Here is a 23170-nt window from a genome sequence, read left to right as displayed (position 1 = left end):
CTAGCACAAGCGGCCAGAAACGCGGGCGCGTCAGGCGTCAGGGACTGCGGGAGGGTCAGGACAGGCGGGCGCGGTAGACGTCTCTGGCCTGGTCCAGCAGGGCGACGTGGTCGGCGAGCTGGCCGGGGGCGGTCAGGCGGGCGTGCGACCTGATCAGCTCCTCCAGCAGGTCCAGCCACTCCAGGCACCAGCGCACGTCGTCCCGCCTGGCCACCCGGCGGCCGGCCATGTCCACGTAGACCGGGCTGGTCAGGGCGTAGCCGGTGCCGGTCATGGTGCGCGGGTGCGGGTCGCACACGACCTCGGCCAGCACGTACGTCGGCTCGTCCACGCGCAGGTCGGCCGTCACGGTCAGGCGTTCCTCGCCGTCCGGGCGCCGCTCGCCGTCCGGGAGCCGTTCCGCGCCCGCGCGCACGCCCCCGGCCGTGCGGACGCGCACGGCGGCCACCTCCGGGCCGATCGCCGTGGCGGTGACCCGGACGTGGTCGCCGGGGCGGGCGTCGATGACGTGGCCGGGGCCGTGCCCGTCCACCGTCAGCTCCAGCCAGGGGCCGGTGGTGGCGAACGTGCGGCCCGCCCGTACGGCGTCGGCGAACGCGCGGGCGGTCAGCTCGCCCTCCACCCGGGCGTAGACGCGGGCCCAGCCGGGCGGGTTGGACTGGTTGTCCGAACGCGTGAAGGAGATCATCGAGTCGGTCCCGGCGGTGACGGCGAGCCGGTTGCCGGCGCCGATGAGCCGCCGGTAGACGGCCGCCGTGGACGGGATCGAGGCGTGGGTGAGCACGTCGAGGCTGTCCACCAGGCCGAGCGCGGCGTCGGCGACCAGCTCGCGGGCGGCGCAGTTGCGCGGCGCCGGAGAGACGACGGCCCTGGGCGGGTCGCCGTCGGCGAGCGGCGTGGCGAAGGGGTGGCTGTAGCCGAGGACCGCGCCGAGGCCGCGCAGCTCGCGCAGCCCTTCGGCGTTCGGCGGCCAGTCGGCGTCGCCGGCGAACCCGGTGTGGAACCGGCCCGGCGCGCGCTCCGGGGCGAAGGCGTAGACGTGGCCGAGCAGGTCGTTGCGGTACTCGACGCCCATGCGGGCCAGGTGGGTGGCGTCGGACCAGGGCAGGTCCTCCCCCGCCCAGTGGTCGAGGGCCTCCCGGTCGTAGACGCGCGGCCCCGAGACGTTCCCGGCGAGCAGGTTGAGCACGTGCAGGTCCTCGCCGAGCTGGGCGGCGGCCGCGTCGGCGGGCAGGCCCACCAGGTCGCCGGCCCAGTTGAGGTGGACGTGCAGGTCGCCGCCGTACCAGCCGCGGGCGGCGGCGTCGTAGAGGCGTTCCGGGGTGAGCCGGACCTCACGTTCCTCGCCCGGGGCCAGGATGACGTCCAGGGCGGACTCGGCGTACTCCATGCCGCGGGTGACGGTGATCGTCAGCGGTTCGGCCGGGACGTCGAGGGTGCGGCCGTCACCATGGAAGTAGGGCCTGCCGTGGTAGTCGTGCCGGGCCGGGACGCCGGGCGGGTACCAGCCGCGGCCGTCCCGGGAGGCGACGCTCCACCGGCACGGCTCCCCCGCCACCAGCGTGAGCCGGGCGGCGGGGACCGGGCGCAGCAGGGGATCGAGCCGGACGCGCTGCCCGTCGGCCACGATCACGCTGCCGGCGTCGGCCTCGACCAGCCAGGCCCCGTGGGGGGCCAGCTCGCGGCGGGCGTCGTCCACGCTGACCGGGCAGGGGGTGTCGCGGGAGGAGTCGACGAGCAGGGAGATCCTCTCCGCTGGGCCCGGGTGCGGCTCTCCCGGGGCCAGGACGGTGATCGGCGCTCCGCGCAGCTCGATCCGGTCGGGGCCGACGCGCAGCGCGGTCAGGTGCGGCGGCAGCCGGCCGGCGAGGGCGTCGCGCAGCACCCGGTCGTAGTCGGGCTCGGCGAGGTGGGCGGCCAGCCGGTCGATCGGCTGTCCGGGGTGCAGCCGCGCGGCCTCCTCGAAGGCCAGGCGCCAGAACGTGCCGAACAGCGAGGGCGGCAGCACCCTGCGCCGGGCGAAGAACTTCACGTAGTGGATCTCCGGCTCGCCCCAGGTGATGCCGTGCTCGGCCAGCAGGCGACCGTACTCCTCCAGGGCCTCCGCGACCGCTTCGGGCAGCATCGGTTCCGCACACATCTGCGCTTCTCCCCACGTCGGTTGCGCGACATCGTGACATGTCCCGCTCAAGCCGTCGGATCGGAGATGAGGCTGCGGATGCGGATATTTCTCCCCCGGGCGCAAGTCTGTTCCTCCGGGGAGTGGAGAGCCCCCGGCACCCGCCACCGGACGTCAGGGCCGCTCGAACACCCACAGCCGGACGTCAGGGCCGCTCGAACACCGACAGCCGCGCGTCAGGGGCGCTTGAACACCGACAGCAGGCGGTCGGCGGCGAGCGCCGGGGTCAGCTCCCCCGCCAGCACCTCCCGCTCGACCTCCGCCGTGATCGCCGCCACCTCGGGGTCGTGACGCAGTTCGGCGAGCAGGCGGTCGCGGACCAGCGTCCAGGTCCACTGGACCTGCTGACGGCGGCGCTTGGCGGCCAGGTCCAGCGAGTCCTGATGGGCCAGGATCCGCCGCCACAACTCCTCCAGGCCGTCGCCGGTCAGCCCGCTGCAGGTCAGGACGGGCGGCGGCCCGGCGTCCGAGCGGAGCATGCGCAGCGCTCCGGCCAGCTCCCTGGCCGCCTTCCTGGCCGCGAGCTCGTACTCGCCGTCGGCCTTGTTGACCGCGATCACGTCGGCCAGCTCCAGCACGCCCTTCTTGATCCCCTGGAGCTGGTCGCCGGTACGGGCCAGGGTCAGCAGCAGGAACGTGTCCACCATGTCGGCCACGGCGGTCTCCGACTGCCCGACCCCGACGGTCTCGACCAGCACCACGTCGAACCCGGCGGCCTCCACCACGACCATGGCCTCCCTGGTCGCCTTCGTGACCCCGCCGAGCGTGCCGGAGGTCGGCGACGGGCGGATGAACGCGGCCGGATCGACCGACAACCGGGCCATCCGGGTCTTGTCGCCGAGGATGCTGCCGCCCGTCCTCGTCGAGGAGGGGTCGACGGCCAGCACGGCCACCCGGTGCCCCTGGCCGGTGAGGTACGTGCCGAGCGCGTCGATGAACGTGGACTTGCCCACGCCGGGCACGCCCGAGACGCCGACCCGGCGGGCCCGGCCGGACAGCGGGGTGAGCTCGACGAGCAGCCGCTGGGCCAGCGCCATGTGGTCCGGTCTGGTCGACTCGACCAGGGTGATCGCGCGCGCGATCCACGTACGGGAGCCTGCCCGTACGCCTTGGGCGTAGTCCTCCAGCGAGCGCACGCGGTTCACCCCTTTCTTCTCATTGATCAGCCTAACTTCTGACAAGTCCGGTTATTTGCCAGTAAGGTGCTGGAGTTCTGATCACAGCCGTCACAGGAGTCACTCCCCTCATGCCCAACGTCGAACCCCTCCGCGAGGGCGACCCGGCGGCGGTGGGACCCTACCGGCTGGCCGGGCGGCTCGGCGCGGGCGGCCACGGTGTCGTCTACCTCGCACGCGGGCGCGACGGCGGTCCGGTGGCCGTCAAGGTGCTCGCCGAGGGCGTCACCGCCGGTGAGCCGTTCGCCAGGGAGATCGCCGCCGCGCGTGCCGTGGAACCGTCCTGCGTCGCGCGGGTGCTGGACGCCTCGGTCAGGGGCCGGCCGTACGTCGTGACCGAGTACGTGGACGGGCCCTCGCTCCAGGACACCGGCGCCCTGCGCGGCGCGGACGAGCTGCGGCGGCTGGCGGTGACGACCGCGACGGCGCTGGCCGAGGCGCACCGGGCGGGCGTCGCGCACCGCGACTTCAAGCCGTCCAACGTGCTGCTCGGGCCGGACGGTCCGCGGGTGACCGACCTCGGCGTCTCGGCGGCGTTCGGGACGGGGGTGAGCGCGACCGGCGCCATCACGGGCACGCCCGCGTACATGGCGCCCGAGCAGCTCTCGGGACGGGAGGCGGGCGCGCCCGCGGACGTGTTCGCGTGGGCGTCGGTGATCGTCTTCGCGGCGACGGGGATGCCGCCGTTCGGCGAGGACTCGCTGCCGGCGGTGATCAACCGCATCCTGCACGACGAACCCCGCACCGGCGACCTGCCGCAACCGCTGCTCGGCGTGGTCCGCGCCTGCCTGGCCAAGGACCCCGCCCGCCGCCCGCCCATGGCCGACGTCCTCCGCCACCTGCTCACCATCCCCGCCCCCGCCTCCGGCCCCTCACCCGCCCCGGCACCCACCGGCCCCGCGCCCCACCCGGCAGCCTCCGGAACGCCCACCCGCCCGGCACCCTCCGGGGCGCCCGCCCGCCCCGCGCCCGCCGCGGGGCCGGGGGCCGCTTCGGGGACCACCGGGCTGCGCCTGGTCGCGGGCACGCCGCCCCTCCCCCACGGGGGATCACCGGGCCCGACAACCCCCGCCCCGCAGACCGCCAAGCCGGGAACCGCGCCCAAGGTCAGGGTGCGGCGGCGGGTGAAGACGGCGGTGGTGGCCGGGGTCTCCGGGGTGTCCGTGCTGGTGTTGTCGGGCGCGATCGTGTGGCTCACTCCCTCGACGCCCACGCCCAAGGCCACCCACGTGGCCGACGTGACCACCGCCCCCACCCCCGCGCCCACCCCCGGCGCCGCGACCTCCCCCACCCGACGCCCGCGGCACACCCGCACGCCGGTCCCCGGGCCGCAGGACGAGAGCACCTCCGGCACGACCCCGGCCCCCGACCGCCTCACCCTGGCCTCCCTGCGCCCGTCCGGCGGCACCAGGAACGGCGACTGCTGGGCCGGCACGGTACGGCTCCAGGCGGCGGTGACCAGGACCGGCGCCCCGGTCACCCTCCGGTACACCTGGATCGTGGACGGCACGATCATCGCCCGCTCCTCGGCCACGGTCACCGAGGACGCCCCCCGCCACCTGACCTCGCCGACCGCGCTGACGACCGCCGGCCCCCACAGCGTCACGCTGCGGATCACCGCGCCGGTCACCCGTCAGCGCACCGTCGCCGTCACCGTCTGCGACGACGCCCCCTGACCCAGGCGAGCCGCCCGCAGAGCCACGGGCGGCCGGTGACCCGCAGCGCTACGGGCGGCCGGTGAGCGTCCGGAGCAGGTCGAGGGCGGCGTCGGCGATCACCGTGCCGGGCGGGAAGATGGCGGCGGCGCCGGCGGCGCGCAGCTCGTCGTGGTCGCCCGGCGGGATGACGCCGCCCACCACGATCATGATGTCCGCGGCGTCGAGGTCGGCCAGGGCGCGCCGCAGCGCGGGCACCAGCGTGAGGTGCCCGGCCGCCAGCGACGAGACGCCCACGATGTGCACGTCGGCCTCGACCGCCTGCCTGGCCACCTCTTCCGGCGTCTGGAACAGCGGGCCGACGTCGACGTCGAAGCCCAGGTCGGCGAAGGCGGTGGCGATCACCTTCTGGCCCCGGTCGTGGCCGTCCTGGCCCATCTTGGCGACCAGGATGCGCGGGCGGCGGCCCTCGTCCCGCTCGAAGTCGGCGCAGGCCCGGCGGACGCGCTCGATGGCCTCGGCGTTGCCTGACTCGTCGCGGTACACACCGGAGATGGTACGCACCTGCTCGGCGTGCCGGCCGAACACCCGTTCCAGGGCGTCGGAGATCTCGCCGACGGTGGCCTTGGCGCGGGCGGCGTCCACGGCCAGCTTGAGCAGGTTGGCGTCGAGGCCCGGCGCGGGGTTCTCGGCGGCCTTGGTGAGCGCGTCGAGCGCGCGCTGCACGGCCTCGCCGTCGCGTTCGGCCCTGAGGCGGGCCAGCTTGTCGAGCTGCTGGGCGCGTACGGCGCTGTTGTCGACCTTGAGCACCTCGATGGGCTCGTCGTCGGCGGCGCGGTACTTGTTGACCCCGATGACCGGCTGGCGGCCGGAGTCGATGCGCGCCTGGGTACGGGCCGCGGCCTCCTCGATGCGCAGCTTGGGCAGGCCCGCCTCGATGGCCCTGGCCATGCCGCCGGCCGCCTCGACCTCCTCGATGTGGGCCCAGGCGCGCTCGGCGAGGTCGTGGGTGAGCCGCTCGACGTAGTAGGAGCCGCCCCAGGGGTCGATGACCTGGGTGGTGCCCGACTCCTGCTGCAGGAGGAGCTGGGTGTTGCGGGCGATGCGGGCCGAGAAGTCGGTGGGCAGCGCGAGCGCCTCGTCGAGGGCGTTGGTGTGCAGCGACTGGGTGTGGCCCTGGGTGGCGGCCATGGCCTCGACGCAGGTGCGGGCGACGTTGTTGAAGACGTCCTGGGCGGTGAGCGACCAGCCGGAGGTCTGGCTGTGCGTGCGCAGGCTCAGCGACTTGGGGTTGGCCGCCCCGAACCGCGACACCAGCTTGGCCCACAGCAGCCGGGCCGCGCGCAGCTTGGCGACCTCCATGAAGAAGTTCATGCCGATGCACCAGAAGAACGACAGCCGGGGGGCGAACCGGTCGACGTCCATCCCGGCGGCGATCCCGGCGCGCAGGTACTCGACGCCGTCGGCCAGGGTGTAGGCGAGTTCGAGGTCGCAGGTCGCCCCGGCTTCCTGGATGTGATACCCAGAAATGCTGATCGAGTTGAACTTCGGCATCTTTTCGCTCGTATAAGCGAAAATATCCGAGATTATGCGCATCGAAGGGGCCGGCGGATAGATGTAGGTGTTGCGGACCATGAACTCCTTGAGGATGTCGTTCTGGATGGTCCCGGCCAGCTCCTCCGGCGCGACGCCCTGCTCCTCGGCCGCCACGATGTACATCGCGAGCACCGGCAGCACCGCGCCGTTCATGGTCATCGACACCGACATGCGGTCGAGCGGGATGCCGTCGAAGAGCTGCCGCATGTCGTAGATCGAGTCGATCGCCACCCCGGCCATGCCCACGTCGCCGGCCACGCGCGGATGGTCGGAGTCGTAGCCCCGGTGCGTGGCCAGGTCGAAGGCGACCGACAGGCCCTTCTGCCCGGCCGCCAGGTTGCGCCGGTAGAAGGCGTTGGAGTCCTCGGCCGTGGAGAAGCCCGCGTACTGGCGGATCGTCCAGGGCTGGTTGACGTACATGGTGGGGTAGGGCCCGCGCAGGTACGGGGCCGCGCCGGGATAGGTGCGCAGGAAGTCGAGCCCGTCGAGGTCGGCGGCCGTGTAGAGCGGCTTGACCCCGATGCCCTCCGGCGTCTCCCACACCTCGCCCCCGGGGACGGCCGCCGCGCCGGAGCCGGCCCCCGGCCCGAGTGGGACGCCCGAGAAGTCGGGGATCATCGCAGCACCTCCAGGTCCTCGAACGTCTGACGGAGCACGGCGAGCGCGTCGCACCCCGCGTAGAGGCAGGCGTCCACGCCCTCGTAGTCTCCCTTCCCCGCCAGCCAGACGCGTCTCGCCCCCGCGTGCCGCAGGGCGGCGGCCACGGCGCGGGCGTGCTGGGCGTACAGCTTGTCGGTGGAGCACAGGCAGGCGACGGCGGCGCCGCTCACGGCGAAGGCGGTGGCGATCTGCTCGGGGTCGGCGCCCGGCCCGGCGGTCTCGGTGGCCAGGCCGCCGGCGTGGAACAGGTTGGCGGCGAACGAGGCCCGCGCGGTGTGCGCGGCGACCGGCCCGATGGTGGCCAGGAACACCTTCGGACGCTCGGGCAGGGCGTCGGCCACGTCCCGCAGCGCCTCGAACTCCTGGGCGTAGCGGGCCACCGGCCGCCCGGCGGGGGCGGGCGGCCGGCGCAGCGGCTTCTCGCCGGGGTCGGGGAACTCGCTGACGCCGGTGATCGGGAAGCGGCGGTGGGCGATGTCGTCGTCGCGGCGGGCCCGGGTGGCCGCGACGCGCCGCTCGATCAGCTCCCCGGCGGCCGCCACGCCTCCGGCGGCCTCGATCTCCTGGAACCACGCCCAGGCACGCTCGGCCAGGTCGGCGGTGCGGCGCTCGACGTACCAGGAGCCGCCGGCGGGGTCGGCCACCCGCCCGATCCCCGACTCCTCCAGCAGCAGCGACTGCGTGTTGCGGGCGATGCGCCGGGAGAAGGCGTCGGGCAGGCCGAGCGCGGCGTCGAACGGCTGCACGGTGACCGCCTCCGCCCCGCCGACGCCCGCCGCGAAGCAGGCCAGCGTGGTGCGCAGCATGTTCACCCAGGGGTCGCGGGCGGTCATCATGGCCGCGCTGGTGACGGCGTGCTGGCGCTGGCCGCCGTGCTCGGCGGCGCCGCACACCTCGGCCACCCTGGCCCACAACCGGCGCGCCGCGCGCAGCTTGGCGATGGTGGCGAACTGGTCGGCGGTGGCGGCGTACCGGAAGTCGATCTGGCCTAGCGCTTGCTCAACCGTGAGGCCGGCGCCGGTGAGCGTGCGCAACTCGGCCACGCCGCGCGCGATCGAGCAGCCCAGCTCCTCGGCGTCGGCGGCGCCCGCGTCGTGGTGCGGCGTGGCGTCGACCATGACCGCGCGCAGCCCCGGGACCGCGACGCACCGCCCGGCCAGCTCCGCCCCCTCGCCGCCGCTCGCGCCCAGGTTGCCGCTGGGCGTGACGCCCCGCGCGGCGGCCAGGCCGAACAGCGCCTCGGCGGCCTCCCGCGTGTGCTCCCCCGCCTCCAGCACGATCGGGGCCAGGTCGAGGTAGACGTCCTTCAGCACGGCCGGCAGCGCGCCCACCGGGATCGCGCCGTCGCTGACGACCAGCCAGAGCGAGGTGACGCCGTTCTCCAGATCGGCCAGCACCGCCTCGGGGTCGGCCACGGCGTGCCGCTGCCGGACGTCCCAGCCGGGCCGCGCCCGCGCCCCCCGCGTGAACGGCGGCGCGCCCGGCAGCCCGGGATCGCCCGGCAGGTCGTCCGCGTCGTAGAGCGGCGCGACCGGCACGCCGTCGTAGGTCGGGCTGGACAGCGCCTCCTCGGGCGAGCCCGCCTCGACCCCCGACTTGCGCAGGACCTCGACCGCCAGCCTCCGCCAGTCGTCGCGAGTGGTGGGAGGAAAGCCCGCTGCCAGTTCCATGAAACGGATAGTAGGCGCTGCCCGGCCGCCGCAGTAATCCGGGGGTTACCCGTCCGTCGCCGGCGCCTCCCAGGCCAGCCTCCACGTGAGCGGGCCCACGATCCCGTCGTCCTCGACGCCCTGCTCACGCTGGAACTGGCGGCACACGTCGCGGGAGCGGGCGCCGTACGCGCCGTCGGCGGTCAGGTCGTAGCCGCGCTTGGTCATCTGCCGCTGCCAGGTGCGCACGTCCTCGCCCTCCATGACCGGCGGGTACTTCAGCAACCGGCCGGGGAAGGGCGGCGCGCCCTTGGGCGGCGGCGGGGTGGTGCCGCCGCCGGGGCGGGGCGCGCCGCGCCTGATCCAGGCGTACAGGGGGTCGCCGGGGCAGTCGGTCGAGTAGCCGTCGCGGTGGCCCTTGATCTCCTTGCCGGCGCCGCCCAGGTCGCGCACGTACTGGACGGCGTCGAGGACGGCGTCGAGCATCGCGTCGGGCGGCTGCACGAGCCCGGCGTTGCCGACCAGCCCGAGCACGGCGTAGTGACCGCTGTTGAGCCCGGGACCGTTGGCCGCCGGCAGATGGTGCAGCCCCCGCCCCTCGAACACCTTCCGGTGCGGACAGGCGACGAAGGAGTTCCCCGTGAAGTAGACGGTGCCGTCGCGCCTGGCCAGCCAGGTCTGGTTCGCGGTCCTGGGACACCAGATCTCACCATGGTAGATCTCCCGGCTGATCCTGAAGCTGGCGCTCTTCCGGGCCGCCCGCGGCGCGAAGTACTGCTGCCGCCGGATGGTGACCGCCCACATGTCGCTCGCACACGTCGCCGTCGGCGACCTGCGGCGCAAGGACGCGGCACTGCCCGTCAGCAGCACGGCGAACATGAACGCCTCCGCCGCCGCGCGATTCTTCTGCGCCAGCTTGTCCTTTCCGTTGTTGTCGGCGGCGAGCGAGGTCTCGATGAACAGGGACAGCTGTGCCCGGGTGAGGGAAAGCAGGAACTCGAAGGTCGGCACTCTGTCCGGTGCCATCTCCAGCAGCCGCCGCCCAGCGTCGGAGGACAGGTGGAACTCGGTGAGGTGCCGGTTGAGGGTCTCCCGCCATCGAGGCACCCCGTCGGTGCTCCGGCCGGTGCGCGGGAAACCCGGGACGGGAGGGCCGAAGACCGACGTGAGCGCCTCGCGGATCCTGGCCACGTACACCGGGTTCTTCTGCGACTGGTGAATGGCCACACTCGTGGTCGCGCGGCCCCGGAGCGGCTTGACATGCCCTTCTGTCCAGAACCAGGCAACGAGCTCCACGAGGGCGTCCGACCATTTCGCCTCGGTGGGCAGATCGGCACAGGGCGCCGCCAACGGCACTCTGTCCCAGTACCCCATGGTCTCCGTGGTCACCCACAGCCGCTCGTGCTCGGTTACCGCCCGGGGCGTTCGGCCGGCGGGCGGCCCACCGTCACGGCCCTTGCGCCCGTCGGTTCCGGTACGCCGTCTACGGCGCTCGACGGGCCAGCGGTGCTGCGGCGTGGTCAGGGAGGAGTGGGACGCGCCTTCCATGCGCACCATCTCCCTGGCACCGGCCGGAAAGACGTACACGTCGAGCAGCCCCTGCCATTCGGACGCGCCCGTCTCGTGGTTGAGGGTGAGCACGCTCTCCCCCGGCTCCAGCTCGCGATACCGCTTCCAGCCCTGCCGCGTCAGGATCTCCGTCTCCTCGTCGACGCAGTAGCCGATGTCGATCCAGCCGTTGCCGTCCATGTGATAGCCCTGGATGGATCTCACCAGCTCGACGCAGCCGGCGTGGTCGGACACGATGGCGGGTTCGACCCGGCCGCCGGTGTAGTGGACCTTGACGCCCTTGGTCGAGTCAAGCTGGGTGTAGGAGCCGCGGGGCGCGCGGGCCTGCCAGTCGCGGCGTAACACCAGATCGATGTCCACGAGTGCTCTCCGAGAGTAGATATCGGGACGACCGAGCGTAACGCCAGCGAGGTGAGCAGGTCAGGGGATCGCGCCATTTCATGGTCTGATCACCCGCCGTTCGGTCACGATCGCGGTGATCAGATCGTGCGGCGTCACGTCGAACGCGGGGTTCAGCGCCTGTGTGCCCTCGGGGGCCAGGCGTACACCTCCGACGGTGAGGATCTCCTCGGGGTCGCGGTCCTCGATCTCGATGTGGTCGCCGGTGGGGGTGGCGGGGTCGATGGTGGACTCGGGCGCGACCACGATGAACGGCACTCCGGCCCGTTCGGCGCCGAGCGCGAGCGCGTACGAGCCGATCTTGTTGGCGGTGTCGCCGTTGGCGGCGATGCGGTCGGCGCCGATGAGCACCGCGTCCACCTCGCCCTTGGCCAGCAGGTACGGCCCCGCCGAGTCGGCGACCAGCCGGTGCGGCGCGCCCATCCTGGCCAGTTCCCAGGTGGTGAGCCGGGCGCCCTGGAGCAGCGGGCGGGTCTCCAGGGCGAGCACCTCGGCCAGGCGGCCGCGTTCGTGCAGGGTCTGGACGACGCCGAGGGCGGTGCCGCGTTCGACGGCGGCCAGGCCGCCGGTGTTGCACACGGTCATGATCCGCAGCCGGTCGCCCTCCAGCAGGGCGGCGCCGCGCTCGCCCATGGCCAGGCAGGCGGCGATGTCGTCGTCGCGGATCCGCAGTGCGGCCGCCAGGACCGCCTCCCTGCCCTTGGCCAGGTGGGCGGCGGCCTGGTCGACGCCCCAGGCCAGGTTGGCGGCGGTCGGGCGGGCCGCGCGCAGTGCGGCGATCTGGCCGAGGTCGCCGTCGGCGAGGACGACGCCGAGCGCGCCGGCCACGCCGAGCGCGGGGGCGCCGCGCACGGCCAGCCGCCTGATGGCCGCGACGAGCTCGGCGACGGTCTCGACGCGCAGCCGCACGCACCGGCCGGGCAGCAGGGTCTGGTCCACGAGCTCGACGGCGTCGCCGGCCCAGTCGATGGTCCTCACGCCGCACACGGTAGCCGACGGCTCCCGGGCCGGGCCGGGGTCAGCGTTCGGCCAGGACGATCACCGAGTCCCCCCGTCCGAGGACGACGGTGTCGCTCTTGGCGGGGTTCAGCACGATTCCGTAGTGCGGCGGGACGTTCCTGGAGACGTTGTCGCGGTAGCCGATCGCGGTCTCGCCCCTGCGCCGGGCCGCCTCGACGATGGTGGCGAAGGTGACCTCGGTGCCGGTCCTGACGTAGGAGCCGGCGGGCCGGGGGTAGATCTCCGAGCCGTGCGAGTCGAACAGGTAGCCGAACACGTCGGCGAGGTGCCGGTTCTCGGCGAGCTGGGCCAGCAGCAGGCCGATGACGGTGTCGCTGATGACGATGTCGTCGGCCTCGGTGACCTCGGCCAGCGCGCGGTTGCCCTCGTCGTGCATCTCGCTGACGATCGAGTAGTGCTCGCCGAGCGTGCTCTGCATGTCGCGGAGCTGGAGCAGGGTCATGAGCGTGCGGGTGTCGGCGTGGTGGGGGTCGAAGCGGTCGTCGGACAGGACGATGACGTGCTGGTAGAGGCCGACGCCGAGGGATTCCAGGGCGTACCGGTCGGTGGTGTCGCAGTCCTTGACGTTGACGGTGAGGGTGCGCAGCCCGGTCAGGCCGGTGCCGGCCTTGGGGTGGTCGGCGGCGATGTCCAGGACCGAGCCCGTGGAGACGTAGCCGTCCAGGTAGCGCACGATCTGCTCGGCGCGGCCGTTCCAGTTGAGCAGGAGGGTGCGTTCGGGCTCGGGCTGCGGGGCGGCGGCGGTGGTGACGGCCTGTTCGTCGATCGGCGGCTCGCCGGTGGCGAGGGTGATGCGGGAGTCGTCGTGGGCGATGACGACGACCTGGTCCTTGGCCGTGATGACCGTGTCCATGGGCGGGTTGAGCACGACGCCGGCCGGGCCGCGTAAGCCGATGACGGCGGCGGTCTCGTAGGCGTGCAGGGCCTTGCTGTAGGTGGCGCCGACCAGTTCCTCGTCGGCGCGCAGGTAGATCTCGCCGCCGTCGAAGTTGAGCAGGTCCATGCAGACGACGGACATGCCGGACTGGCGGGAGGACTGCACGATCAGGCGGGAGGCGGTGTCGTCGGAGTCGACGAGGTGCACGTCCGCGCCGCCGGCCAGCCGGGCGGCGGCGAGGTTGCGGGCGGAGGCCAGGGCGGCGACCACGGGCGGGTGGGAGCCGTCCCGTTTGGCCAGGGCGAGCAGGATCTTGATGACGTGCGCGTCGGGGTCCTCGCCCTCGGGTGAGAGCACGACGACGGACCTGGCGGTGGTGAGGTTCATCAGGCCGAGGTCGCGCGGCTCGGTGGGACGTCCGGTGCGGCAGACCAGGCGGGTCCTGCCGAGGTCGCCGACGTGCTCGCGGATGTCCTCCTCCATGGCGAGCTTGTCGCGGTCGGCCAGGACGGCGATGACCGAGTTCTTCTGGCTGGCGTGCGCCTTGACGAGCTCGGTGACGATCGTGAAGATCTGGTCGGACCAGCCGAGCACCACGGTGTGGCCGGACTCGACGATGCGCGAGCGGCCTCTGCGCAGGCGGTCCACCTTCTGCTTGAGGCCGTTGGACAGCAGGCCGACGAGCATGCTGACGATGAAGATGCCGCCCAGCGACCCGGCGAACATGACGGTCATGTAGCCGAACGAGCCCTTGTCGCTGGCGACCTTGCTGGGGGTGAGGGCGTGCATGAGGGCGACCCACAACACCTGCCCAGGGCCGCTGACGCCGTCGGGCTCGTCGGGCGCGAGCCAGAGCGTGAGCGCGGCCACCACGAGGATGAGCGCGACCGACACCACCGCGAGCCAGCCGATGAGCGAGGCCGTTCCCCTGGACATGGTGTTGTCGAACCAGTACCGCGCCCGTTCGCGGACCGTGATCCTCGACACTTCCCCGATACCTCCGTGTAAGGAGTGATTTAAACCGACGTCACAAGGTACCGGGCGATCTTGGCTTGCGCATGGCGAGCGGTAACGTAGCCGCCATGGTGATCCCCCTCACACCGGACGATCCGGCGTTCCTGGGCGATTTCCGCCTGGCCGGGCGTCTGGGCGAGGGCGGGCAGGGCGTGGTCTACCTGGCCCGCTCCGCCTCCGGTGAGCCGGTCGCGGTCAAGCTGCTCAACGCCGGTGACCAGGAGACCCGGGCCAGGCTGGCGCGCGAGCTCGACGCGCTGGAGTCGATCGCCTCCTTCTGCACGGCCCGCGTGCTCGGCGTCTCGACGCGGGGCTCGCGGCCGTACGTGGTGAGCGAGTTCGTGGACGGGCCCTCGCTGGCCGACCGGGTGGCCGGGAACGCCGCCGGGAACGCCGCCGGGCGCGGCCCGCTGCGCGGCGGGGAGCTGGAACGCCTGGCGGTCGGCACGGCCACCGCGCTGGCGGCCATCCACGCGGCCGGGGTCGTCCACCGTGACTTCAAGCCGTCCAACGTGCTGCTCGGGCCGGACGGGCCGCGGGTGGTGGACTTCGGCATCGCCAGGGCCGAGGGGGCGGCGACGCACACCTCGGGGCTGGTCGGCACGCCCGCGTACCTGTCGCCGGAGCAGATCGCCGGCTCGCCCGCCTCCGGGGCCTCCGACGTGTTCGCGTGGGGGGCGACGATGGTCTACGCGGCCACGGGGGTCAGCCCGTTCGGGGCGGACACCGTGCCGGCGGTGCTGCACCGGGTGCTGCACGCCGAGCCCGACCTGTCGGCGCTGCCGCCCCGGCTGCGCGGGCCGGTCGCCGGCGCCCTGGCCAAGGACCCCGCCCACCGCCCGACGGCCGCCGCCCTCCTGATGACCCTGGTCTCCCCCACCCCGGCCACCGGACCGGACGCGGGAGCGGGTGCGGGGGCTCTGAGGATCGATCCGGGGGCGGCCGACACGCGCGAGAGCCGCGCGGCCCGAAATCGGGGACGCCGCGCCCTGGTCGGCGCCGGAGCGGCCCTGCTGGCCCTGGCCGTGGCCGGCGGCGTGGTCCTGCTGACCACCCGCACGCCCGGCTCGACCGCCACCCTGTCCGGCCCGCCGCCGTCCACGGCCGCCGCCGCCCTCTCGACGCCGCCGTCCACGGCCACCGGCCCCGCCACACCCGCCGCGACCTCCGGGACGGCCACGGCGCCGGCCACCGCGACCACCGGCGGCACCGGCGATCTGAAGATCCCGGCGGCCTTCGCCGGCACCTGGTCCGGCCACACCGACACCACCAACCCGCTCGACCCCGACGGCGCCGAGAACACGGTGGAACTGAAGGCCGGCCGGTCGCAGGCGGCCTGGACGGAGAAGGACTCCCAGGTCGACTGCGCCGCCACGATCACCTTGACCGAGGTGCGCCCGGACCGGCTGACTTTCTCCCTCGGGACGTCCACGGGCGGCTGCATCCCGGGTACTGTCTGGCTGGAGCTTGAAGGCGACACTCTCACCTACACCTGGCGGGACGTGCCCGGCCTGGGCATGGTCACCCAGACCGGCGATCTCGGCAAAAAGTGACCGAACCGCTCGCATAACCCTTCGACATCCGAGCCCACGAAGGAGATCCTTTACCTATGTCTGTGATCAGGGAGGTGCCGTTCCCCAGCGCGGACTCCTCGTCCGAACTGCCGATGAACATCTGGATCGACGACGCCGACTCAGCGATCGACGTCATCGACGCCCTGGCGTTGTCGCCGTTCGCGACCGGCGTCCAGCCCTGGTCCAAGCTGGCCAATCTGGAGCGCGTACGTCCGGACGCCCGGTTGCGGCCGGCCGAGGGGCGGGTGCTGCGCACCGCGCAGGTGGAGGACGGTTCGGAGTCGCGGCTCATCTGCGGCGAGGGCTGGACGCTGCGGGTCGTGCGGCACCGCAACCGCACCGCCACGGTGAGCGTGACGGCGGTGAGCGAGGAGCTGGCGACCTCGGTGCTGAAGGAGAGCATCGACGGCGCCGAGGAGCCGATGCCCGACGCCGACCACGTCGAGATGGGCTTCTGGTGGCGCGGCTCCCACGGCGGCAACCGGTCGGAGAAGCCGATCACCGCCCAGCCGTGGGACGAGATCGGCACGAACTACTCGGCGCAGGTGCGCCCGGCGCTCGGCCGCCTGATGGCGACCACGCCCGCCGACGTCAACGGCCGGCTGATCCTGCTGCACGGCCAGCCGGGCACCGGCAAGACCACGCTGCTGCGCACGCTGGCCAAGCAGTGGCACGACTGGTGCCAGGTCGACTGCGTGCTCGACCCCGAGCGGCTGTTCAACGACCCGGGCTACCTGATGGAGGTGGCGGTCGGCTACGACACCGACGAGGACACGCAGCGGTGGCGGCTGCTGGTCCTGGAGGACTGCGACGAGCTGATCAGCTCGGGCGCCAAGGCCCAGGCGGGGCAGGGGCTGTCGCGGCTGCTCAACCTCACCGACGGCCTGCTCGGCCAGGGCCGCGACGTGCTGGTGGCCATCACCACGAACGAAGACCTGACCCGTCTGCACCCGGCCGTGATCCGTCCGGGCCGGTGCCTGGCGCAGATCGAGGTGGGCCCGCTGACCAGGGACGAGGCCGTCGCCTGGCTGGGGTCGTCGCAGGGCGTGGGCGCCTCGGGGGCGACGCTGGCCGAGCTGTACGCCCTTCGCGCCGGCCGCGCGATCGCCCCGGCGGGCGCGGACGAGTCCACCGGTCTCTACCTCTGATCCGGCTCCGCCGGGGGCGCCACGCGCGTCCCCGGCGTCCCGCGCGCTGAGGGGGCACGTCCGGGCCGGTACGTAAACCAACCGATGTGCGACACCGGGTGTGAAACCACAATATGGCTGGTGCTCACCGTCGATCTGGCGCGCGTCGCCTTCACCCGTCTCACCGTGCCCGGAGGCACGTGGACCAGCGAGGAACACCGGGTCGGCTTCGCGGCCACCCAGCTCGTGCCCTCGTGGACCGCGCGCACCCCGCCGGGCGGCGGCGTCGAGGTGGAGCTGCGGGCCAGGACCGGGGCGGGCACGCTGACCAAGTGGTACGTCATGGGCCGGTGGTCCGAGCACGGGCCGCGCACCTCGGTGCCCGGCCAGGGCGACGAGGACGGCGACGTGGCCGTGGACACGTTCGTGGCCAGGCGGCCGGTCGTGGCGTTCCAGCTGAGGGTCACCGCGCGCGGCGAGGGCGCGCGGATGACCTCTCTCGGCGTGCTGGCCTCGGCCCTGCCGCAGCGTCCGGTCACGGTGAGCACGCCCGGGGTGGCCGGGCACGTCGAGCTGGACGTGCCCGGCCACTCCCAGTACGCGCACGCCGGGCACCACCCGCGCTGGGACGGCGGCGGCGCGAACTGGTGCAGCCCCGCCTCGGTGGCGATGGTGCTGGCCTTCTGGGGCCGCGGCCCCGAGCCCGGCGAGCTGGCCTGGGTGGGCGCGGACGACCCCGCCCCGGCGGTGGACCACGCGGCCATGGGCACCTACGACGACAGCTACCAGGGCACCGGGAACTGGCCGTTCAACGTGGCCTACGCCGGGCGTTACGGGCTGACCGGCTTCGTGACCAGGCTGCTGTCGGCGGCCGAGCTGGAGGCGTTCGTCCTGGCGGGCATCCCGGTGATCGCCTCGCTGTCGTTCCGGGCCCACGAGCTGCCCGGCGCCGGCTACTCCACGAACGGCCACATCCTCGTCGTCACCGGCTTCACCGCCGGGGGCGACGTCGTCGTCAACGACCCCGCCGCGCCCGCGGACGGCGAGGTTCGGCGGATCTACCCGCGGGCAGCGTTCGAGAACGTGTGGCTGAGGAGCTCGGGCAGCGGCGGCATCGTGTACGTCCTCCATCCGCCCGGGCACCCGCTGCCTCCCTGTACCAACGGCAATTGGTGATCTTTCATGAGTATTCGACCGATCGATGTGGCGCGTACCGACGGCGGCCCCCAGTGGGTGGAGGCCGTCGCCACGCCCGAGGGCGTGGAGGTGTGGTGGGACGAGCCGCGCCCGCACGAGGGCGGCAGGCGCTGCGTGGTGCGCCGCCTGCCCGACGGCTCGCGCGCCGACGCGCTGCCTCAGGGCTGGAACGCCCGCAACCGCCTGGTCGAGTACGGCGGCCGTTCCTGGCGCCCGCTGCCGGGCGGCGGCCTGGTCTTCACCCATTGGGCCGACCAGCGGCTCTACCGCCTGGACGCCTCCCCCGGGACGGCCGCAGAGCCGGTCGCCCTGACGCCCGAGGGCCCGGCCCGGTACGGCGACCTCTACCTGCCGCCCGGCCGCGACGAGGTATGGGCGGTCCGCGAGATCGACGACGCGCGTGACCTGGTCGCGGTCCCCCTGGACGGCGGCCCGCTCAGGGTCGTCGCGCGCGCCCACCATTTCCTGATGAACCCCCGCCTGTCCCCCGGCGGCACCCGGATCGCCTGGATCGGCTGGAACCACCCCGAAATGCCCTGGGACGGCACCGAGCTGTGCGTGGCCGACCTGTCCCCGGACGGCGTCGCGGGCCCTCACCGGGTCGTCGCGGGCGGCCACGAGGAGTCGGTGACGCAGGCCGAGTGGCGCGACGAGGAGTCCCTGTACGCCGTCACCGACCCGACCGGCTGGTGGAACGTGCACCTCGTGCACCTCGACGGCTCCCCCTCGCGCAACCTCACGCCCGTGGAGCTGGAGTTCGGCGCGGCGGCCTGGAAGCCGGGCCTGGCCTGCCTGGCCCCGGCGGGCGAGCAGCTGGTCGTGGTGTACGGCACCGCCGACCACCGCCGCCTGGGCGTGCTCGACCCGGCGACGGGCGGCCTGCGCGAGATCGGCGGGGACGGGCACACGTACTGGGCCTCGACGGTGTCGGCGGCCGGGGGCAAGGCGGTGGCGGTGGGGGCGACGCCGTACACGCCGCTGGAGGTGACGCTGGTCGATCTGGCCACCGGCGGGCACGAGGTCGTCTCGGCCCCCAAGCCGCTGCCCGACCGGGCGCTGCTGCCGACGCCGGAGGCGGTGACGATCGAGGGCGTGCACGCCCATCTCCACCCGCCGGCCGGGGTCGCCGGGCCGGCGCCGTACGTGATCTTCGTGCACGGCGGCCCGACCGGGAACACGCCGGTCGTGCTGGACCTGGAGGTCGCCTACTTCACCAGCAGAGGGATCGGCGTGGCCGTGGTGAACTACGGCGGCTCGACCGGTTACGGCCGGGCCTACCGCGAGCGGCTGCGGCACCAGTGGGGCGTGGTGGACGTCCAGGACTGCGCGAAGGTGGCGCGCGGGCTGGTGCAGCTCGGCCTGGCGGACGCGGCCAGGATCGCGATCAGGGGCGGCAGCGCCGGCGGCTGGACCACGGTGGCCGCGCTGGTGCACAGCGACGTGTTCGCGGGCGGCGTCGCGCACTACGCGATCACCGACCCGGAGAGCTGGGCGGCCGAGACGCACGACTTCGAGTCGCGCTACCTCGACGGGCTGGTGGGCCCGTTGCCCGAGACGCGGCAGCGGTACACCGACCGCTCGCCGCTCCTGAACGCGGCCCGGGCATCGGGCCCATGCCTCATGTTGCACGGTCTGGAGGACGCGATCGTGGACGTGAGCCAGGCCGAGCGATTCACCGCCGAACTGGACAAGCACGGCAAACAGTGGGCTCTGCTCACCTTCGCCGGCGAGCAGCACGGCTGGCGCAGGGAAGAGACCATCGTGGCGGTGCTGGAGGCCGAGCTGGCCTTCTACGGGCTGATCTTCGACCTGGAGACGCCCGGCGTGCCGCCGCTGACGCTGAAGGGGAGAGCGTGAAGAGCGTCGCCGAGATCTGCTCGGACCTGATCAGGTTCGACACCACCAACCCGGGCTCGGGCGAGCGCCCGGCGGCCGAGTACGTGGCCACGCTGCTGGCCGACGCGGGGCTGGAGCCGGTGGTGTTCGAGTCGGAGCCCCGGCGCACGACCGTCGTGGCCAGGATCGACGGCGACTCCGCCGACGCGCTGCTCGTCCACGGCCACCTGGACGTGGTGCCGGCCGACCCCGCCGAGTGGCGGATGCACCCGTTCTCCGGCGAGATCACCGACGGCTGCGTGTACGGCCGGGGCGCGGTGGACATGAAGGGCTCGTGCGCGATGACGCTCGCGGCCGTGCTGGACATGGCGGCGCGCGGCGTGCGGCCCAAGCGGGACCTGGTGCTGGCCTTCCTGGCCGACGAGGAGGCCACCGGCGACCACGGCTCCCGGTACGCGGTGACCGAGCACCGGCACCTGTTCGACGGCGTCACCGAGGCCATCAGCGAGTCGGGCGGCTTCAGCGTGGAGGCCGGCGGGCGGCGCGTCTACCCGATCGCCGTCGGCGAGCGCGGCACCGCCTGGATGAAGGTGACCGCCCACGGCGTGGCGGGCCACGGCTCGCGGCCCGCCGTGGACAACCCCGTCGCCACGCTGGCCCACGCCCTGTCGCGGGTCGCCGCGCACCGGTGGCCGGTACGCCTGACGCCGTCGGTCGCCGCGCTCCTGGAGAGCCTGTCGGAGATCACCGGCCAGGCGATCGACCTGGACCGGCTGGACGCCGAGGCCGACCGGCTGGGCGCGCTCGGCGAGCTGTTCCACGGCCAGATCCGCAACTCGGCGAACCCGACGATGCTGGCGGCCGGTTACAAGGTGAACGTGGTGCCCTCGACGGCCTCGGCGCACGTGGACGGCCGGTACCTGCCGGGCCTGCAGGAGGAGTTCCTGGCGACGATCGACGAGCTGCTCGGGCCGAAGATCACCCGCGAGTTCGTGAACCTGGAGGAGGCGCCCGCCGCGCCGTACCCGTCGGCGTTCTTCGACGAGCTGGCGGGGGCGCTGGTGGCCGAGGATCCGCAGGCGCGGCCGGTCCCGTACGTGATGAGCGGCGGCACCGACGCCAAGTCCTTCGCCACCATCGGCATCCAGGGGTACGGCTTCGCCCCGCTCATGCTCCGGCCCGACCTGGACTACTTCGGCATGTTCCACGGCAAGGACGAGCGGGTGCCGGTGGAGGGCCTGGAGTTCGGCACCCGCGTGCTGACCCGCCTGCTCACCTGACCGTCCCGGCCCGGCGACGTCCTCAGGCCGCCGGGCCGAACCAGGCCGTCAGCGCCTCCGCCAGGCCGCTCCCGCCCGCCCAGGCGACGTAACCGTCGGGGCGGACGAGCAGCGCCCCGCCCCCGGCCTGCGGCGTGTCGGCGACGGCCGGGCGCACGCGGTCGCGGTGTCCCGCCAGGGCGTCCGCCGGCACGTCCGCGCCGCCGGACAGGTCGAGCAGCAGCCCTCGCCCGTCCCGCAGCAGCTCCGCGACCGGCCGCGCCGCCTGTTCCGCCTGTTCCGCCGTCGCGGCTCGCGCGTCCGGCGGCGGGGTGGCGGTCAGGGACGGGGTGAAGCGGCCCACGCGGGGGTCGGGCGCGGCGGGCGCGTAGTCGACGTCGGTGCCCTCGACCATGCGGGTGAAGTGGCGCTCGGCGTCCGGCAGCGCCATCACCTCGGCCAGCACCTCGCGCAGCGCGTCCACCTGGGCTCCCGGGCGCATCGCCGCCACCTGGGCGCGGGTGTTGCGCAGCACGCGGGCCGCCACCGGGTGACGCTCGCCGGTGTAGGTGTCCAGCAGGCTCTCCGGGGCCGCGCCGCGGGCGACCAGCGCCAGTTTCCAGCCCAGGTTGACGGCGTCCTGCAACCCCAGGTTGAGCCCCTGGCCGCCGATCGGCGAGTGCACGTGGGCGGCGTCCCCCGCCAGCAGGACGCGTCCCTTGCGGTAGGAGTCGGCGTGCCGGGTGTTGTCGCTGTAGCGGATGCCGGCCTCCAGGCGGGCGACCCCGACGTCCTCCCCGGTCACCCGGCGCAGGCTGCCGGCCAGCTCCTCGGCGGTCACCGGCGCGTCCCGCCCTGAGGACGCGTCGCCGGGGCCGCCGTCGAACTCGATGGTCGCGATCTCCCCGGGCACCAGCGACAGGTTCACCAGCCCGCCCGGGCTGCGCAGGGACGAGCCGACCACCCCGGGCCCGGTCAGCGTGGCCACGGCCGTCCTGCCGGTCATGGTGGCGGGCGTGCCGGAGAAGGCGAACCCGGACCGCTTGCGCACCAGGCTCCGCCCGCCGTCGCAGCCCACCAGGTAGGCGGCCTCCACGCGCTCGCCGTCCGCCAGGGTGGCCACCACGCGGTCGGCGTGCGCGGTGACGTCCACGACGGCGCGGCCGTGGCTGACCGGCACGCCGAGCTCGGCGGCGCGCGCGGCCAGCACGGCCTCGATCCAGTGCTGCTTGAGCATGACGTACTCGGCCGTCCCGTCCTGGGCCAGCAGCGGCAGGCCGGCGAAGTGGCCGCGCATCATGCCCTTCCGCAGCAGCTCGGTCATCATGCCGACCAGGTCGGAGCGGTCGGGACCGGGGCCGGCGGCCAGCTCGTCGAGCATCCGCCACTGCGCCTCGGCCAGCGGCTGCACCAGCCCGCGCAGCTCCAGCGAGTGCAGGGTGCGGGCGTTGAGCGAGCGCAGGCCGAGGCTGCGGGTCACGCGTTCCGCGCCGGTGGCCGCCTCCAGGACCAGCGGCCGCGCGCCGCCGAGCCGGAGCTCGCAGGCCAGCAGCAGCCCGACCGGCCCGCCGCCCACGATGATCACGTCGGTCATGCCGACTCCTTACTTACGCCGTATGCTTACGTCGTAAGTAGAGCACGTACACCGTAAGCTCTGTCAAGCGCGAAGGGAGAGCCGATGGCACGGCGCGAGCCGCTGAACCGGGACAAAGTGCTGGCCGCAGCCCTGGAGCTGGCCGACAACGAGGGCCTCGACGGCCTGTCGATGCGCCGGCTGGCCAAGGTGCTGGGCGTGGAGGCGATGTCGCTCTACAACCACGTCTCGAACAAGGCCGACCTGGTCGACGGCATCGTGGAGCTGGTGTTCCGCGAGGTGGAGCCGCCCGACCCGGAGCTGCCGTGGCAGGAGCAGCTGCGCGCGACGGCGCGCAACATGCACCGGGCGTTCAGCCGTCATCCGGTGGTCCCGCTGGCACTGGCGACCGACCGGTCCAACCCGACCTCGCCGCACGCCCTGCGCACCCTCGACGGCCTGGTCGGCACGCTGTACGCGGCGGGCTTCGACGACCTGGGCGTCTGGCGGGCGCTGACCGCCGTGAACGGCCTGCTGTTCGGCACCCTGCTGCTGTCCACCGGCGGCTTCGGCGGCGCCCCCGGCCGGCACGCCGGCGAGGAGCAGGTGGGCGTCTACATCCGCGCCCTCGACCCGGGCAGCCTGCCGCACTTCGCCAGGCTGCTCCACTGGACGCGCGGCGGCGTCGATCCGGCCGCCGACTTCGACCAGGCCCTGGACCTGCTGATCGACGGTCTCGCACAGGCCGTCGCAGACTAGTGGAACAAACTATTCCGTTCTGCTACTATGGGTCATCTCGAAAGGAGCTCCA

General features: G+C 73.7%; 15 protein-coding genes. 7 read left to right on the top strand and 8 right to left on the bottom strand.

Going from position 1 to position 23170, the window contains the following annotated elements; genetic code table 11:
- Window positions 1-55 precede the first annotated feature (55 nt).
- Together ABT158_RS16920 and meaB are read right to left on the bottom strand one after the other, a co-directional pair.
- Window positions 56-2140, bottom strand: coding sequence for a CehA/McbA family metallohydrolase (locus tag ABT158_RS16920; RefSeq protein WP_352354121.1), 2085 nt, complete (start codon window positions 2138-2140; stop codon window positions 56-58).
- 215 nt (window positions 2141-2355) lie between these two features.
- Window positions 2356-3324: a methylmalonyl Co-A mutase-associated GTPase MeaB gene (meaB, locus tag ABT158_RS16915; RefSeq protein ID WP_352354119.1), complete on the bottom strand. Its 969-nt coding sequence runs from the start codon at window positions 3322-3324 to the stop codon at window positions 2356-2358.
- 101 nt (window positions 3325-3425) lie between these two features.
- Between meaB and ABT158_RS16910 the strand changes: the two genes are divergently transcribed.
- A complete protein-coding gene (locus tag ABT158_RS16910; RefSeq protein ID WP_352354117.1) occupies window positions 3426-5030 on the top strand; it encodes a serine/threonine-protein kinase in 1605 nt (534 codons plus the stop codon).
- 48 nt (window positions 5031-5078) lie between these two features.
- Here the strand turns inward: ABT158_RS16910 and scpA are convergent, their stop codons facing one another.
- The 5 genes from scpA to ABT158_RS16885 form a co-directional block, all read right to left on the bottom strand.
- Window positions 5079-7223: a methylmalonyl-CoA mutase gene (scpA, locus tag ABT158_RS16905; protein ID WP_352354115.1), complete on the bottom strand. Its 2145-nt coding sequence runs from the start codon at window positions 7221-7223 to the stop codon at window positions 5079-5081.
- Window positions 7220-8935: a methylmalonyl-CoA mutase family protein gene (locus tag ABT158_RS16900; protein WP_352354113.1), complete on the bottom strand. Its 1716-nt coding sequence runs from the start codon at window positions 8933-8935 to the stop codon at window positions 7220-7222. The genes scpA and ABT158_RS16900 overlap by 4 nt, the downstream gene beginning before the upstream one ends.
- Window positions 8936-8980: 45 nt before the next feature.
- The gene (locus ABT158_RS16895) at window positions 8981-10843 is read right to left on the bottom strand and encodes a peptidoglycan-binding protein (RefSeq protein ID WP_352354111.1); all 1863 of its coding nucleotides are present in this window, start codon (window positions 10841-10843) and stop codon (window positions 8981-8983) included.
- A gap of 78 nt (window positions 10844-10921) precedes the next feature.
- A complete protein-coding gene (mtnA, locus tag ABT158_RS16890) occupies window positions 10922-11860 on the bottom strand; it encodes an S-methyl-5-thioribose-1-phosphate isomerase (protein ID WP_352354109.1) in 939 nt (312 codons plus the stop codon).
- Window positions 11861-11900: 40 nt separating this feature from the next.
- Complete coding sequence (locus tag ABT158_RS16885; protein ID WP_352354107.1) at window positions 11901-13766, bottom strand: CASTOR/POLLUX-related putative ion channel; 1866 nt, start codon at window positions 13764-13766, stop codon at window positions 11901-11903.
- Between the two features lie 95 nt (window positions 13767-13861).
- Here ABT158_RS16885 and ABT158_RS16880 point away from each other — a divergent pair, with 95 nt between their 5' ends.
- The 5 genes from ABT158_RS16880 to ABT158_RS16860 all read left to right on the top strand — a co-directional run bounded on the left by ABT158_RS16880 (window position 13862) and on the right by ABT158_RS16860 (window position 20807).
- On the top strand, window positions 13862-15346 hold the full coding sequence (locus tag ABT158_RS16880) for a serine/threonine-protein kinase (RefSeq protein WP_352354105.1): 1485 nt from the start codon (window positions 13862-13864) through the stop codon (window positions 15344-15346).
- A 56-nt stretch (window positions 15347-15402) separates the two neighbouring features.
- Window positions 15403-16515 (top strand): DUF5925 domain-containing protein, encoded by a 1113-nt coding sequence (locus ABT158_RS16875; RefSeq protein WP_352354103.1) that lies wholly within the window; start codon window positions 15403-15405, stop codon window positions 16513-16515.
- A gap of 120 nt (window positions 16516-16635) precedes the next feature.
- Window positions 16636-17670, top strand: a complete 1035-nt coding sequence (locus ABT158_RS16870; RefSeq protein ID WP_352354101.1) for a C39 family peptidase — start codon at window positions 16636-16638, stop codon at window positions 17668-17670.
- A gap of 6 nt (window positions 17671-17676) precedes the next feature.
- On the top strand, window positions 17677-19548 hold the full coding sequence (locus ABT158_RS16865) for a S9 family peptidase (RefSeq protein WP_352354099.1): 1872 nt from the start codon (window positions 17677-17679) through the stop codon (window positions 19546-19548).
- Window positions 19545-20807 (top strand): M20/M25/M40 family metallo-hydrolase, encoded by a 1263-nt coding sequence (locus ABT158_RS16860; protein ID WP_352354097.1) that lies wholly within the window; start codon window positions 19545-19547, stop codon window positions 20805-20807. Before ABT158_RS16865 ends, ABT158_RS16860 begins: the two co-directional genes overlap by 4 nt.
- A 22-nt stretch (window positions 20808-20829) precedes the next feature.
- Here the strand turns inward: ABT158_RS16860 and ABT158_RS16855 are convergent, their stop codons facing one another.
- A complete protein-coding gene (locus ABT158_RS16855) occupies window positions 20830-22380 on the bottom strand; it encodes an FAD-dependent monooxygenase (RefSeq protein WP_352354095.1) in 1551 nt (516 codons plus the stop codon).
- Window positions 22381-22464: 84 nt separating this feature from the next.
- Between ABT158_RS16855 and ABT158_RS16850 the strand changes: the two genes are divergently transcribed.
- On the top strand, window positions 22465-23118 hold the full coding sequence (locus tag ABT158_RS16850) for a TetR/AcrR family transcriptional regulator (RefSeq protein WP_352354093.1): 654 nt from the start codon (window positions 22465-22467) through the stop codon (window positions 23116-23118).
- Window positions 23119-23170 lie beyond the last annotated feature (52 nt).

This window comes from Nonomuraea sp. NPDC001636, assembly GCF_040298265.1.
Lineage (GTDB): Bacteria > Actinomycetota > Actinomycetes > Streptosporangiales > Streptosporangiaceae > Nonomuraea.
Note: the sequence above shows the minus strand (reverse complement) of the source record. Positions and strands in the feature narration are given on the sequence as shown.